The sequence below is a fragment of the Pandoraea pnomenusa genome (assembly GCF_040391475.1).
Lineage (GTDB): Bacteria > Pseudomonadota > Gammaproteobacteria > Burkholderiales > Burkholderiaceae > Pandoraea > Pandoraea pnomenusa_C.
In genome coordinates, this window is sequence record NZ_JBEBXS010000004.1 from 1 (window position 1) to 14,044 (window position 14,044).

Here is a 14,044-nt window from a genome sequence, read left to right on the forward strand (position 1 = left end):
GCCCTGCCGGGCACGTTGCATCACATCGACTGGCGTGCGGTGCGCGCGGCGACGCTCGGCATTCTGCCGTCCGTGGTCGTCGGCGTACTGCTCTTCGACTACCTGAACGGCACGGCGTCGAACGTGCTGCATCTGCTGCTCGGCGCGGTGGTGCTCTACGGCGGTATCGGCTCGGCGTTGCGTCCGACGCCGAAGACGCAACGCTCCGGCGACACCGGCTTCTTCTTCAGCGGTATCTTTGGCGGACTCCTCAGTGGGATGTTCGGCATCTCCGGGCCCCCGCTGATCTTCTACTTCTACCGGCAACCGCTTACGCTCGCGCAGATTCGCTGTGCACTGATTCTGCTGTTCGCGGTGACGGCCTCGGTTCGCACTGTCTACAGCGCATTCGCCGGTCAGTTGCCCGCGTCGATGTGGTGGCAGGCGGCGATTGCGCTGCCGGTCGTGGCGTTCGCCACGCTGTTCGCGCGCCGCCATCCGCCGCCGCTTTCCGGGGTCACGACGCGACGACTCGCCTTCCTCACGCTGATGCTGCTGGGCGCCCATCTGATGGTGAGCGCCGTGCTGGAGATGGTGTAACTGCGGTCGCTACGTGCCCGCGCGACGCCCGCCGCTGCCGATCCATTCGACGAGCCGTGAAAGCATCGTCATGTCGGGTGCCGACGTGAGATCGAGCGCGAGGGAACTTCGATAGTACGGGCTGAGATCGAGGCCGACGCCAAGCCCCAGCACCTCCACGTCGCCAAGCGCCTGTTGCTGTGCCACGACTTCGCGCAGATGATGGTCGAGATAATGCTCGTCGTTGACCTGGTTCGTGGCGGCGTCCATCGGGCTGCCGTCCGAAATCACGATCAGAATACGCCGGTTGACGCTGCGTGCGCGCAAGCGCTCGCACGCCCACTCGACGGCCTCGCCATCCACGCCCTCGCGAAAGAGATCGGCCTTGAACAGCGAGGCGATATCGGTTCTGGCGCGCCGCCAACTCGTGACGGCGTCTTTGAAGATCAGGTGCGAGACTTCATTCAGACGGCCCGGGTACTGCGGCTTGCCGCGCGCCAGCCAGTCGGTGCGCGCGCGTCCGCCGTTCCAGGCACCGGTGGTAAAGCCCAGGATCTCGTTGGTCACGCCCGCCGCATCGAGCGCTCGCGCGAGTACGTCGACGATCATCGCGACGGCGTCGATCTGCGCCTTCATCGAACCGGAACAGTCGATCAGGAAACTGACCATCGATTCGGCGATCAGCGTGTGCTTCTCGAGTCGGAACAGTCGCCGCTCTGCGGGCGAACTGACCAGTTGTGCGAGTCGCCGTCCGTCGATGCGCCCCTGCTCTTCGCCGAACGACCAGCCGTCGCGTTGCGGCACGGCGAGTGCCGCCTTGAGCGCTCGCGCGAGCCGGGGCACGTTGATGGCCTGCGCCACGATGCGCTCGTCGAGCCGTTCGCGAAACTCGGTCAGCAATGTGCGACGTACCAACGTGCCCGCGTATGACTCGCGATCGTAACGATTCGTGAACACGCGATAGCCCTGATCCGACGCCTTGAGTACCCGGCTGTCGCCCGAGTGGGCGAGCGTAATGCCATCGTCTTCCTGCTCGTCGACATCGAGAAACAACGAGAACGCGTTGCGCCCCCCCTTCTCGTCTTTGTCGTCCTTCTGCTCATCGTCCGCCTGCTCGCCGCCCGCCGCGCGAATCAAACCGGCGATGTCGGAGGCCAGCTCGCGCGCGTACGTCGCGAACGCGCGCTGATCGCCCCGCGTCCGACGCATACCGGCGAGCGCGCCGCCAATGCGCGGCGCGATGGCCATGCGCGTGGCTTCGATGAGCCCTTCCGTGTCTTCGATGACCGGGTAGCCCGTGAGCCGAGACCAGCTCATCTGTGCGACGGTATAGAGCAGCAACCCGACATGGCTGTCGGCCACGCCCGTGGCATGCATCGCGCGCGACCAGGCTTCGAAGCGCTCGCGCAGGTTGTGAGCGACGCCGGGCATGCCCGGGGGGATGAAGGTCTCGCAGCGCAACTGTTCCAGCAGCTCGAACACCAATCGTTCCAGTGGCGCTTCCGGTTGCAGTTCGCGATGCAAGGCGGCATCGCTGTGCCGCAAGCGCAGGGCGGCGCCGTCTGCGGCACCGCGCAACGTCGCCAACGGATCGGCCGGTTCCGGGAGGGTCTGGAGATGCGGCGCATGCAGCGGCAGCGGTCGCATGTTCCGGCACAGACGCGCGCCGCTGTAATGCAGCGTGGCGTCGCCGGTGAGCGCCCGCACCGTTGCGGCGCACAGCGCTTCGCTGCGCGCGGCGCGGCGGGCCGCCTCGCGATCGGAGATCGTCATGACGCATTGGCCAACAGCGATCGCCCGCCATCGTTGCCCGGCAGCTCCTTGCCGAACGCCCGCTGGTAATACTCGGCAACGACCGGACGCTCCGCCTCGTCGCACTTGTTCAGGAACGTGAGGCGGAAGGCCAGTCCGGCGTCGCGGAAGATGCCGACATTCTCGGCCCAGTTGATGACCGTACGCGGCGACATCAGCGTGGACAGATCGCCCGTTGCGAAGCCCTTTCGCGTGAGTTCCGCCACGCTGACCATCGAATCGATGAGCGCGCGCCCCGCGTCATCGTCGAGCGCAGGCACGCGCGCCAGCACGATCCCGGCCTCGTCTTCGCGCGACAGATAGTTCAGTGTCGCCACGACGTTCCAGCGGTCGATCTGTGCGTGATTAAGGACCTGCGTGCCGTGATACAGGCCGTTGAGATTGCCCAGCCCGACCGTGTTCGTCGTAGCGAACATGCGAAAGCCCGGATGCGGATGGATCACGCGGTTCTGGTCGAGCAGCGTGAACTTGCCGTCGCGCTCCAGAATGCGCTGGATCACGAACATCACGTCGGGGCGTCCGGCGTCGTACTCGTCGAAGATCAGTGCCACCGGGCGTTGCAACGCCCACGGCACGATGCCCTCCTGGAACTCGGTGACCTGGTGCCCGTCGCGCACGACGATGGTGTCCTTGCCCACCAGATCGAGACGGCTGATGTGGCCGTCCAGATTCACGCGCACGCACGGCCAGTTGAGCCTCGCGGCAACTTGTTCGATGTGCGTGGATTTGCCGGTGCCATGCATGCCCTGCACCATCACGCGCCGGTTGTTCATGAAGCCGGCCAGAATCGCCAGCGTCACGTCGGCATTGAAGCGGTACGCCGTGTCGATCTCGGGCACGTGATCGTCGCGCTCGCTGAACGCGGGGACCTGCAGATCGGTTTCGATGCCAAATACGGTGCGCGCATCGACCATGCGATCCGGTTGTTGCGTTGCGGTCTCCATCACGTCCCTCTCCTGTTTCAAGCGCAGATTCAATGATTCACAGCCGTGTCAGGGCATCATAACGTTAACCATTTTTAGATACAATTCGTTCCGAATAATTAAAACACTGATTGACGCTGCCTGGCTCGCTCGTCTACATTCGAACGAACTGAAACGCATCGGAACCTTGCCAATGTCGTTCGAGAACCCCTTTGGGTACAATACCGCTGATCCATTTTCCGGAACGGCGCATATGACCGACGCAGCGACCCAGCACGACTCCCCCTCAGACAACAAGGCGGATACCCCGACCCTGCGGGCGTTTGCGCTGCTCGAATATCTCGTCGCTGCCGACGCGCCAGTCTCCCTCGCCGACATGGCGCATGACATCCAGATGCCGAAGGCGTCGCTGCATCGCATGCTCGGCTCGCTCGAAGCGGGTGGGCTGGTAATTCGCGAACCGGGACAGAAGAACGCCTACGTGATCGGGCCACGTCTCGCGCAATTGAGCCTGGGCGTGATGATGCAAGCCGGCGCGCGCCGTATGCGCCATGCGATTCTCGGGCGCCTCGTGGCCGATCTCGGCGAGACGTGCAATCTCACGATGCTGCACGAGACCGAGGTGCTTTACCTCGACCGGATGGAAGCGCCGTGGCCGCTGCGGCTCGATCTCAAACCCGGCTCGCACGTGCCCGCACATAGCAGCGCGAGCGGCAAGCTGATGCTCGCGATGATGCCGCGCGAACAACGCGCCGCGCTGTTGCGTGCGATGAAGCTGCAACGCTTCACACCGAACACGCTTACCGATCCGGAACTGCTGGAAAGCGAACTCGATCGCATCGCGCACAAGGGCATTGCCGTCGACAACGAGGAATTCGTGCTGGGTATCGCCTGCGTGGCGGCACCCGTGCTCAAGGAAGACGGCGCGTGCATTGCGGCGATCGCCGTTCACGCCCCGGTCTCGCGCACTTCGCTGTCGAAAGCGATGGAGTTCGTGCCGCGCCTTCAGGAAGCGGCGAAGGAACTGGCGAAGACGTTCTGACGCGTCAGGCCCTCTCCCAGGCCTTCCCCAAGGCCTTCTCCTTCGTCTCTTTCTCTCGTTCCCCCTCCGGCCGCTTCGCCAACGCTTCGGTCTTGCTTGCCCGCTGCCAGTCGAGCAGCGGCGCGAGCGCCGTCGCCGTCTCGCGCAACGTCGGCACCAATCCCATCAGTTGTTCCAGCGTGACGCGCGCCGTCGGCCCGTGCACGGCCAGCACCGCGCGGACATGCCCGTCGTCCGGCGCACGCACCGGCACCCCCACGGCCACCATGCCGCGCACGAACTCCTCGTTGTCGATACCGACACCCCGCGCCGCCAACCGGTCCAGCTCGGCTTCCAGCAAACCGACGTCGGTGATCGTGCGCGGCGTCATGCGCTTGAGCGGCAAACGCGAGAGCACCGCCCGCCGTTCGGCTGGCGGCATCTGTGAGAGGAACAGCTTGCCGCTTGCCGTGCAATGCAGCGGCACGCGCATGCCCGGGTGCATCTGCATGCGCAGCGGCTCGCTCGTCTCCACCCGTTCGATGTAGAGGATTTCGTCGCCGTCGAGCGCCGTCAGATTGACGGTCTCACCCACACGGTCGACCAGCGCACGCAGCAGCGAGCGCGCCGCGCGCGTGAAGTTGTTGTTCGCCAGTGTCACCAGCGCCAACCGTGCCGCCCGCGGCCCCAGCGAGAGGCCCCGTTCGGAGCCACGCGAATCCGGCACGTGCGCGACATAGCCACACAGTTCGAGGGCTTCGATCAGGCGCATGAGCGTGGCCTTCGGGATCGACAGGCGCGTCGCCAGTTGCGACAGCGTGTAGGGCTGTCCGGCCATCGCCAGCCGTTCGATGACGGCCAGCGCGCGCAGATTTCGCGCCGCTTCGCTCGCGCGCAACTCACCTTCATCCAGCGTGCCCGACTCGCGCATCGCGCCTCCTCGCCTGCTCACGGAAAAACGGCAAACTCAATAAAAGAAACAAAATATACCAATTTTTTATCATCATTCAGCCTCGGGATAACCCCGGCACTGTCCGTTTCCTCTCCCGCGACGCCGACACGACGTCGCCGGCGACAAGACCGTCACGCCCTAGTAAAACCCCGCAGATGCGCTGCAACAATCGCGTTTTTCTGAGACAGCAAGCGCGGATTTCGTTTCAAATCGCTTCCGTTCGCTTTATTTCCCTTGGCATTTGCATTCGGCTCGTCGACATTGGATCGAAACAATCCGAAACGATTCGTTTCACCCATTCGAAGACGTAGCGCAGGAGGCAGGCGGTATGGAACATGAGGTCGACTATCTGATCGTCGGTGCGGGCTCGGCAGGATGCGTGCTCGCCAATCGTCTGAGCGCAGATCCCGCGAACCGGGTGCTGCTGCTCGAGGCCGGCGGTACCGATAGCAATCCGTGGATTCACGTGCCGGTCGGCTACTTCAAGACGATGCACGATCCTGAGCTCGACTGGTGTTACCGGACCGAAGCCGACGCCAATGTGGCAGGCCGTCAGATCGACTGGCCGCGCGGCAAAGTGCTCGGTGGCTCCAGCTCGCTCAATGGTCTGCTCTATGTGCGAGGGCAACGCGAGGATTACGATCACTGGGCCGCGCTGGGCAATCGCGGCTGGCGCTATGCCGACGTGCTGCCGTATTTCCGCAAGTCGGAAGATCAGGAACACGGCGCGAACGAGTATCACGGCGTCGGTGGCCCGCTCAAGGTGTCGGACCTTCGCCTGCGCCGTCCCATTGCGGAACACTTCATCGCCGCCGCGAAGGACACGGGTATTCCGTTCAACGCCGACTACAACGGCGCCACGCAGGAGGGCGTCGGTTACTTCCAGCAGACGGCATTCAAGGGCCTTCGCTGGAGTACGGCCAAGGGCTTTCTGAAGCCGGCGCGCGAGCGGCGGAACCTGATCGTGGAGACGCGTGCGCAAACGTGCCGCGTGTTGTTCGAGGGCAAACGCGCCGTGGGCGTGGAATACCTCCAGGATGGCCAGCGCAAGAAGGCGCGCGCCCGCGTGGAAGTGATTCTCGCGGCGGGGGCTATCGGCTCGCCCCAGCTGCTGCAGAACTCGGGCGTGGGACCGACCACGGTGCTCGCCAAAGCGGGCGTCGCCCTGCGTCACGCATTACCGGGCGTCGGACAGAACCTGCAGGATCACCTGCAGGTGCGTCTGGTCTTCAAGACCCGTGAGCGCACGCTCAACGACGAGGTCAACCATCCGCTGCGCAAGGCGCTCATCGGGTTGCAATACGCGCTGTTCCGCACCGGGCCACTCACGCTTGCGGCCAGTCAGGTGACGATCTTCACGCGCTCGCGCCCCGAAGTGACGCGCCCCGACATCCAGTTCCACATGCAGCCGCTGTCGGCCGACAAGCCCGGACAGGGCGCGCACCGCTTCTCGGCGTTCACGTCGTCCGTCTGCCAGTTGCGGCCGCACAGCCGGGGCAGTGTCGAAATCCAGTCGAACGATCCGCTGCAGTACCCGTCGATTCACGCCAACTACCTGTCCGATGCGCGCGACCACCGCGTGGTGATCGACGGCATCAAGGTGGCACGACGGATCGCTTCGGCACCGTCGCTCGCACCGCACATCACCAGCGAATTCATTCCCGGAGCGGCCTATCGGAGCGATGACGAACTGCTCGCCGCCGCGCGCCAGTTCAGCCAGTCGATCTATCACCCGTCGGGCACCTGCAAGATGGGACACGACCCGATGGCGGTCGTGGACGACCGTCTGCGCGTGCACGGTCTCGCGGCGCTGCGCGTCGTGGACGCGTCGATCATGCCCGAGCTGGTATCGGGCAACACGAATGCACCGACCATCATGATCGCCGAGAAAGCGGCCGACATGATTCTCGAGGACAGGCAACAGGCGTCGGGCATGCAGGAAATCCGCAGTGGCGAGGAGGCCCCGGCGGAGGCGGCAAAAGTGGCGGTAGCGATTTAGCCAAGGTGTGCACGTCAGCGTCAGAACATTACAAAATTCGGAGACTTTCCATGAATGTATCGACCAGGACCGACGCCCGGCAGATGCGCCGCGTCGTCGTCGCCAGCCTCATCGGCGCCACCATCGAGTGGTATGACTTCTTCCTCTACGGCGTGGTCGCCGGCATCGTATTCAACAAGCTGTACTTCCCGGCAGGTGATCCGCTCATCTCGACGATGCTGGCCTACGGCACGTTCGCCGTGGGCTTCCTGAGCCGACCGCTCGGCGGGGTGATCTTCGGGCACTTCGGCGACAAGCTGGGCCGCAAGAGCATGCTCGTGATGACGCTCACGATCATGGGCATTGCCACCATGCTGATCGGGCTGGTGCCGACGTATGCGCAAATCGGGCTATGGGCACCGGTGCTGCTGCTCCTGCTGCGCATTTTGCAAGGCATCGGGCTCGGCGGCGAATGGGGTGGCGCCGTGTTGATGACGTTCGAATATGCGCCGAAGGAGAAGCGCGGCTACTACGCGAGCATTCCGCAAGTGGGGCTCGCGATCGGCCTTTGCCTGGCATCGGGCGTGGTGGCCCTGCTCTCGTACACGCTGACCAGTGCGCAGTTCCTCGCCTGGGGCTGGCGCGTGGCGTTCTTCCTGTCGGTCGGCCTCGTCGCCATCGGCATGTACATTCGCCTGAACGTGATGGAGACGCCGGAGTTCGCGAAAATCAAGAAGGCGGGCAACGAGGTCAAGATCCCGATCGCCGAAGTGCTCACGCGCAGCCCCGGCAACGTGATCGCCGGCATGGGCGCCCGCTTCATCGACGGCGTGTTCTTCAACGTGTTCGGCGTGTTCTCGATCGCCTATCTGACGCAAACGCTGAAGCTTTCGCAAACCGAGGCGCTCACCGGCGTGATGGCAGCGGCGTTCGTCATGATCTTCACGATTCCGTTCTTCGGCAAGCTGTCGGACCGCGTCGGGCGCACGCGCATCTACTTCTGGGGTTCGCTCGCCACCGGTCTGTCGTCGTTTGCCGGGTTCTGGCTGATGAAGGCGAGCGGCGGCAACGTGATGCTCGTGTGGCTGTCCATCGTGATTCCGCTGGGCGTCATCTATGCCTCCGTTTATGGCCCGGAAGCCGCGCTGTTCTCGGAATTGTTCGACGCCAAGGTGCGCTACACCGGCATCTCCTTCGTCTACCAGTTCTCCGGTATCTTCGCGAGCGGCCTGACGCCGGTCATTGCCACCTACCTGCTGCAGAAGAACGGTGGCGATCCGTGGCTCATCTCCATCTATGTCCTGTGTGCGGGTCTGGTGAGTGCACTGTCCGCCGCGTGGATCGGCAGCCGCAAGCGCCGGGCACAGGTGTGGCACGGTGCGGGCGCAACCGAGCATTCATGAGTGTCTTGCGGTGAGCGCCGCCAGACCATGCCATAACGGTCCGGCGGCACGATAACCCGGTGTACCGAAGGGCGCCTCCCATCGCGGGACGCGCCCTTTGTCGTAGGTCAGGCCGGTGAGGCCGTTCTCGTGCGAAGATACAGGGTATCGCTCGCGCGGCAGGTGCTCGCATGGTTCCTTTGCACTGCAAAGCATTGCAACGCTTCGCTGCGCGAAAGCCTTTGCCCCCAATTCTCTGGCCCGCGAGACAGCATGCAGCGAGATCCGTCGCCTGGCGACTCCTTCGAAACCCTCGACACGTTCGAGACGCCGACCGCATTGCCCGAGGACGAACCCGACCGTCCCGGCCCGCTCTCGGAAGCGTCGCTACTCGGTGCGCCGCCCACGCCGCCCGGCGCCGCACCGGCGGACGCCGTGCCGCTGCCCATCAGCGTGTACCCGGCGCTCATGGGCATTCTGCTGGCCTACGGGGTGCTGGTCGTCGGCAACGGGCTGTTCGTCACGGCCGTACCGTTTCACGCGCTGAAGTTCGGCGCGTCGACATTCACGATCGGTGTGATCCAGTCGTGCTACTACGGCGGCTTCCTGCTCGGCGCGTTCTACAACCGATCGCTCATCGAACGGATCGGGCAGCATCGCGCCTTCGTGGCGTTCACTGCGCTGGCCGCCTTGTTCGTGATGGGGTTCGCCGTCAGTGATTCGCCGCTCATGCTGGGCGTGCTGCGTCTGGGTACGGGCTTCGCACTGATGGGCATGTACACGACCGTGGAGAGCTGGCTCAACGGCTCGGTGCCGAACACCATGCGCGGACGTGTCTTCGGTTCGTATCTGACGATCAACTATCTGGCGGTGAGCGCCGGTCAGTTTCTGCTCAACGTCGGCGAGGCGGGCAGCGAGGGACAGCTGCTACTCGTGGCCGGACTGTTCGTCGCGGCCATTCTGCCGATCACCCTCATGCAAGGCTGGCCCACGCGAGTGGCCGACGAGCGGCTTGTCCGGCAACCGGCGATCAGCCTCTTCGATAGCATCGCCGAGATGGCGCGCGCCACGCCGATCGCCATTCCCGGCTGCATTCTGGCCGGGTTCCTGTACAGCGCGTTCTACGCCATCATGCCGATCTACCTCACGCGCATCGGCCTGTCGATCGGTAGTCTGTCGACATTGATGGGCATCGCGCTCTTCGGCGCATTGCTCATGCAGTGGCCCGTCGGACGCCTCTCGGACCGCATGGACCGGCGCACGCTGTCCCGGCGTCTCGCGTTGGCAGCGGCGGTGTTCTGCGCGCCGCTCATCGTGTTCCAGTCGCATTGGCTCGTGTTCGTGCTGATGTTCCTCTTCTCTGCCGCCAATTTCACCCAGTATGGGCTGATCGTCTCGCATGTGAACGACCGCACGGAGCCCGAACGGCGCGTGGCGGTGAGTGCCACGCTGCTCATCCTGTTCTCGGTCGGCGGCATTCTCGGGCCCGTGATCGCGTCGCTCTTCGTAACGCTGCTTGGCCCCCGCGGCCTGCACGTCTTCTTCGTCGCGTGCGCACTGGCCCTCGCCCGGGTGGCCCGTCGGGCGCAGTTGCTGGCGCCCTGAGCCCGACGGCCGTGGACGCTACGCAGTCAACGGCGTGCGAGCCCGCGCTCGGGCCCCGTTTTGGTGCGTGATCGCCACGCCGTGGTGCGACGCGTCACAACACGGCGGCAAAATCGCGGACAATAGCGCGGGCGCCGCCGGGCGCCTTTGAGCACGCTTCTTGCTCACCTATTCTGTAAATAACTTTGCTGCCCCGCGCCAGTCCCTGACATGACCACGATCGATCTCGACGCCCCCGGTTTGCTGCCTCCCCGCATGACGGCGGCCGACGACGGCCGGCGCATCGTCATTTACGGCGACTTCACGATCTGCAGCGTGTTCCAGCCCGTGTTCTCGGTCTCGCACCGGCGTGCCATCGGCTATCACGCGTCGCTTCGCGCGCACGACGCCGAGGGACGTCACGTGCCGTCGCACGAAGTCTTCACGATGGCGGCGCGGCATGGCGACATGCTGGAACTCGGCCGGCTTGCCGAATCGTTGCATCTGGGCAATTTCCACGAATTCGACAGTCGCGACGCGTGGCTTTTCCTGAACCTCCATCCCGCCGCGCTGATGGACACCGTCTACGGCGACGCCCTGATCGCCACCCTCAAGGCCACTGGCCTCTCTCCGCAGCGCGTGGTGCTCGAAGTGCCCGAGCAGGCCGGGGGCGACACGCCGCGCTTCGGCGCTATCGTGGGCAGTCTGCGCAAGGCGGGTTTTCTGATTGCGCTGGGCGGCTTCGGGGCGAAACATTCGAACATCGATCGCGTGTGGGACCTGCGCCCCGACATCGTGGCGCTCGACCGGGGGATTCTGGCGCAGGCGACGGAACAGTCGCATCTGGCCCGGGTACTGCCGGGGCTTGTCTCGCTGCTGCATGAGTCCGGACAACTGGTGATGATGGGAGGCCTCACGACGGATCGCGAGGCGCTGATCGCGCTGGAGTGCAACGTCGACTTCGTGCAGGGCCAGTATTTCGCCGCACCCGATGTCGATCCGGTGCCGTCGAAAGTCGCGGCCGAGCGCATGGACGCGCTTTCGTCGTCGCTGCGCACGCAGTTGGTCGAGCGTGAACGCGCGGAACACGCGCGGCTCGCGCCCTACGTTGCGGGAATCGAAGCGGCCGCCGCACGCCTGGCGCAGGGCCAGGATTTGCGCCACGCCACAGTCGATCTGCTGGGACTGCCAGACGCCGCACGTTGCTTCCTGCTCGACGCCGCCGGACGACAGATCGGCGACAACGTGCTGCCGCACAGCCATTCGTCGCAGCGCGCCAAGCGCTTCCGCCCCCTGTTGCATTCGGAAGGCGCGAACTGGGCGCGGCGCCCGTATTTCATCGAGGCCATGCGTGCGCCCGGCGAAGTCCACTTCACGCCGCCGTACCTGTCGATCAACGAGGCGCACCTCTGCGTGACCGCCTCCATCGCCTCACCGGCGAAGCAGGGATTGCACGTGCTGTGTGTCGATATCAACTGGTGACGCCATCCGCTTTCGTCACCCCTGAAAGGCCAACGCCCCCGTCAGTCGGAAGACTGCGGGGGCGTCGCACTTCATTGCGTCAATCCGGGGCGACTTCGCAAGATTACGCGGCGCGCTGCACCTGATAGCGTTCAAGCCAATGCGCATACGGTGCCGGCAGCACCCATGACGGACGTGCCACGTCGAGTTCGCGCGCGGCGTAGTACGGCCAATGCGGGTTCGCGAGCAACGCGCGACCGATCATCACCAGATCCATCTGTCCGTCGGCCACCACACGGTTGGCGGCGTGCGGATCGTCGATACCCCATGACGACGCCACCGCGATGCCGGCTTCACGCTTCACGCGCTCGGCGATCGGCGCGAGGAACGCCGAGCCCCAGGGAATCTTCGCGTCCGGCGTCGAGAAACCGACACTCACGTTGAGCAGATCGAGACCGCCTTCGCGCATCTGGCGCGTGAGGCCGATGGCTTCGGCCAGCGTCTCTTCGTCGCGGCCGTCGTACTCGATCACGCCGAAACGCGCCGTCAGCGGCAAATGCTCCGGCCAAACTTCTCGCACGGCGGCGAGCGTCTCGAGCAGGAAGCGGCCGCGTCCTGCGGCGTCGCCGCCGTAGGCGTCTTCACGATGGTTCGCATGCATGGAGAAGAAGCTCTGCGCCAGATAGCCGTGCGCAAAGTGCAACTCGAGCCATTCGAAACCGGCTGCCAGTGCACGGCGGGCTGCCGCCACGAAATCCGCTTTCACGCGAGCAATGTCGTCGAGCGTCATGGCCTTGGGCACCTTGCCGAGGTGCTTGCCATATGCCACGGCCGAGGGCGAAATCGTCGGCCAGCCGCGCGGATCGTCTTCGGCGATGTGGTCGTCACCTTCCCACGGACGGTTGGCGCTCGCCTTGCGTCCGGCGTGGGCGATCTGAATGCCCGGCACGGCCCCGTGCGCCTTGATGGCCGACGCGATGCGCGCCATGCCGACAGCCTGTTCGTCGTTCCACAGGCCGGTGCATCCCGGGGAGATACGGCCTTCCGGCGAGACGGCCGTCGCCTCGACGATGACCAGCCCGGCGCCGCCGCGCGCGAGTCCGGTGTAGTGGGCCAGGTGCCAGTCGTTGGTCACGCCGTCGACGGCGCTGTACTGGCACATCGGCGGAATGGCGACGCGGTTGCGCAACTTCACGCTTTTCAGTTCGAAGGGGGAAAACAGGGCAGACATGGTGAATCTCTCAAGTGTCAGGGAAAGCGGCGCTGACGGCACGGAGCCTGCGGCTCCTGGACCTGCCTCGCGACAGGTTTCACAGCGCCTCGACCGGATGAGGTCGACGCATGCCATGTTAGCCGCCCAGCGCTATAATGAAAACCATCTGCCAATTATAGATTCGATAACAATTCATTATGGTCAACCCTCAGTGGCTCAAATCGTTCGCCACGCTCGCGGAGCTTGGCAACTTCACGCGTACTGCCGACCGGCTGGGGCTCACGCAGGCCGCCGTGAGTCAGCACGTCAAGCATCTCGAAGAGGAATTCGGGCCGCTGCTGGTGCGGCGTCCGCGCGCCATCGAGCTGACGCCCGGCGGGCAGGCCCTGCTGACTTACTGCCGGGAGGTGGAGTGCGCGGCACGGCATCTGCGCACGCGGCTGGACGACGCCGATCACGAATGTGGCGAGATCACGCTCATCACGCCGGGCAGCATCGGCCTGTACCTGTGTCCGATCCTGCTCGACATGCAGCAGGCCAATCCGGCGATGGTGGTGAAGCATCGCTTCGCCCCCGACCGGGAAGTGCTCGAAGGGGTATTGCAGAACCACTATGAGCTGGGACTCGTGACACTTCGCCCGGAAGACACACGGCTCACGGCCACGCCCTTCACGCAGGAACCGCTCGAACTCGTGGTGCCCGCGGGCAGCGATGTGCACGACTGGGAAGACCTCAAGCGCATCGGTTTCATCGACCATCCGGACGGCGAGGCAATGTCGACGCGCTTGCTGAGCCGTCGTTTCCCGGGTAACGCGGGGGTGCGAAGCCTTCCGGGCAAAGGCTGCACGAACCAGATCAGCCTCGTGCTCGAATACGTGGCACGAGGTCTGGGCTTCACGATCATCCCGCAATACGCGCGACAGGCGTTCGCCTCGCAGGACGCCATCCGTGTGGTGGACTGCGGCCCGCCCGTGGTCGATACGCTGTGGCTGATCCATCGCTCGGAATGGCCGCTTTCGGCACGCGCGCAACGCGCGGTCGCTTTGCTGCGCGAGCGTGTCGACGCGCCGCGTCCGTGCGAGTTCGGCGGCGAACGGGTGTTGCAGCACGCGGGCGCATGACGAGGTAAGCCGCGGGTTGGCACAAACTGCGGCATCCCT

Annotated in this window: 11 protein-coding genes; 7 read left to right on the forward strand and 4 right to left on the reverse strand. The window is 64.9% G+C overall.

Going from position 1 to position 14,044, the window contains the following annotated elements; all coding sequences use genetic code 11:
• On the forward strand, window positions 1–579 hold a 579-nt coding region (locus tag ABWO90_RS05730; protein WP_353190245.1), incomplete at its 5' end, for a TSUP family transporter.
• Window positions 580–588: 9 nt separating this feature from the next.
• Here ABWO90_RS05730 and ABWO90_RS05735 read toward each other — a convergent pair.
• Together ABWO90_RS05735 and ABWO90_RS05740 are read right to left on the reverse strand one after the other, a co-directional pair.
• A complete protein-coding gene (locus tag ABWO90_RS05735) occupies window positions 589–2,331 on the reverse strand; it encodes a cobaltochelatase CobT-related protein (protein WP_353190246.1) in 1,743 nt (580 codons plus the stop codon).
• Entirely contained in the window at window positions 2,328–3,314 is a 987-nt protein-coding gene (locus ABWO90_RS05740) for an AAA family ATPase (protein ID WP_353190490.1), read from the reverse strand. The genes ABWO90_RS05735 and ABWO90_RS05740 overlap by 4 nt, the downstream gene beginning before the upstream one ends.
• Before the next feature lie 232 nt (window positions 3,315–3,546).
• Between ABWO90_RS05740 and ABWO90_RS05745 the strand changes: the two genes are divergently transcribed.
• Complete coding sequence (locus ABWO90_RS05745; protein ID WP_353190247.1) at window positions 3,547–4,335, forward strand: IclR family transcriptional regulator; 789 nt, start codon at window positions 3,547–3,549, stop codon at window positions 4,333–4,335.
• 4 nt (window positions 4,336–4,339) lie between these two features.
• Here ABWO90_RS05745 and ABWO90_RS05750 read toward each other — a convergent pair whose 3' ends face one another.
• On the reverse strand, window positions 4,340–5,245 hold the full coding sequence (locus ABWO90_RS05750; RefSeq protein WP_353190248.1) for an IclR family transcriptional regulator: 906 nt from the start codon (window positions 5,243–5,245) through the stop codon (window positions 4,340–4,342).
• A gap of 349 nt (window positions 5,246–5,594) precedes the next feature.
• Here ABWO90_RS05750 and ABWO90_RS05755 point away from each other — a divergent pair, with 349 nt between their 5' ends.
• The 4 genes from ABWO90_RS05755 (at window position 5,595) to ABWO90_RS05770 (ending at window position 11,692) form a co-directional block, all read left to right on the forward strand.
• On the forward strand, window positions 5,595–7,265 hold the full coding sequence (locus ABWO90_RS05755; protein WP_353190249.1) for a GMC family oxidoreductase: 1,671 nt from the start codon (window positions 5,595–5,597) through the stop codon (window positions 7,263–7,265).
• A 50-nt stretch (window positions 7,266–7,315) separates the two neighbouring features.
• Window positions 7,316–8,647 carry an MFS transporter gene (locus ABWO90_RS05760; RefSeq protein ID WP_353190250.1) on the forward strand — a complete coding sequence of 444 codons (1,332 nt, stop codon included), beginning with the start codon at window positions 7,316–7,318 and terminating at the stop codon, window positions 8,645–8,647.
• A gap of 252 nt (window positions 8,648–8,899) precedes the next feature.
• Complete coding sequence (locus ABWO90_RS05765) at window positions 8,900–10,231, forward strand: MFS transporter (protein ID WP_353190251.1); 1,332 nt, start codon at window positions 8,900–8,902, stop codon at window positions 10,229–10,231.
• Between the two features lie 210 nt (window positions 10,232–10,441).
• Complete coding sequence (locus ABWO90_RS05770) at window positions 10,442–11,692, forward strand: sensor domain-containing phosphodiesterase (RefSeq protein ID WP_353190252.1); 1,251 nt, start codon at window positions 10,442–10,444, stop codon at window positions 11,690–11,692.
• Window positions 11,693–11,795: 103 nt separating this feature from the next.
• On the opposite strand, the gene ABWO90_RS05775 is transcribed toward ABWO90_RS05770, so the two are convergent.
• A complete protein-coding gene (locus ABWO90_RS05775) occupies window positions 11,796–12,902 on the reverse strand; it encodes an NADH:flavin oxidoreductase/NADH oxidase (RefSeq protein WP_353190253.1) in 1,107 nt (368 codons plus the stop codon).
• Window positions 12,903–13,081: 179 nt separating this feature from the next.
• On the opposite strand from ABWO90_RS05775, the gene ABWO90_RS05780 reads away from it, so the two are divergent.
• On the forward strand, window positions 13,082–14,005 hold the full coding sequence (locus ABWO90_RS05780; protein ID WP_353190254.1) for a LysR family transcriptional regulator: 924 nt from the start codon (window positions 13,082–13,084) through the stop codon (window positions 14,003–14,005).
• Window positions 14,006–14,044 lie beyond the last annotated feature (39 nt).

Excerpts from the sequence above, each read along its gene's own strand:
- ABWO90_RS05735 (WP_353190246.1), bottom strand. The coding sequence starts at position 2,331 with ATGACGATCTCCGATCGCGAGGCGGCCCGCCGCGCCGCGCGCAGCGAA.
- ABWO90_RS05750 (WP_353190248.1), bottom strand. The coding sequence starts at position 5,245 with ATGCGCGAGTCGGGCACGCTGGATGAAGGTGAGTTGCGCGCGAGCGAA.
- ABWO90_RS05740 (WP_353190490.1), bottom strand. The coding sequence starts at position 3,314 with ATGGAGACCGCAACGCAACAACCGGATCGCATGGTCGATGCGCGCACC.
- ABWO90_RS05755 (WP_353190249.1), top strand. The coding sequence starts at position 5,595 with ATGGAACATGAGGTCGACTATCTGATCGTCGGTGCGGGCTCGGCAGGA.
- ABWO90_RS05775 (WP_353190253.1), bottom strand. The coding sequence starts at position 12,902 with ATGTCTGCCCTGTTTTCCCCCTTCGAACTGAAAAGCGTGAAGTTGCGC.
- ABWO90_RS05770 (WP_353190252.1), top strand. The coding sequence starts at position 10,442 with ATGACCACGATCGATCTCGACGCCCCCGGTTTGCTGCCTCCCCGCATG.
- ABWO90_RS05780 (WP_353190254.1), top strand. The coding sequence starts at position 13,082 with ATGGTCAACCCTCAGTGGCTCAAATCGTTCGCCACGCTCGCGGAGCTT.
- ABWO90_RS05745 (WP_353190247.1), top strand. The coding sequence starts at position 3,547 with ATGACCGACGCAGCGACCCAGCACGACTCCCCCTCAGACAACAAGGCG.
- ABWO90_RS05760 (WP_353190250.1), top strand. The coding sequence starts at position 7,316 with ATGAATGTATCGACCAGGACCGACGCCCGGCAGATGCGCCGCGTCGTC.
- ABWO90_RS05765 (WP_353190251.1), top strand. The coding sequence starts at position 8,900 with ATGCAGCGAGATCCGTCGCCTGGCGACTCCTTCGAAACCCTCGACACG.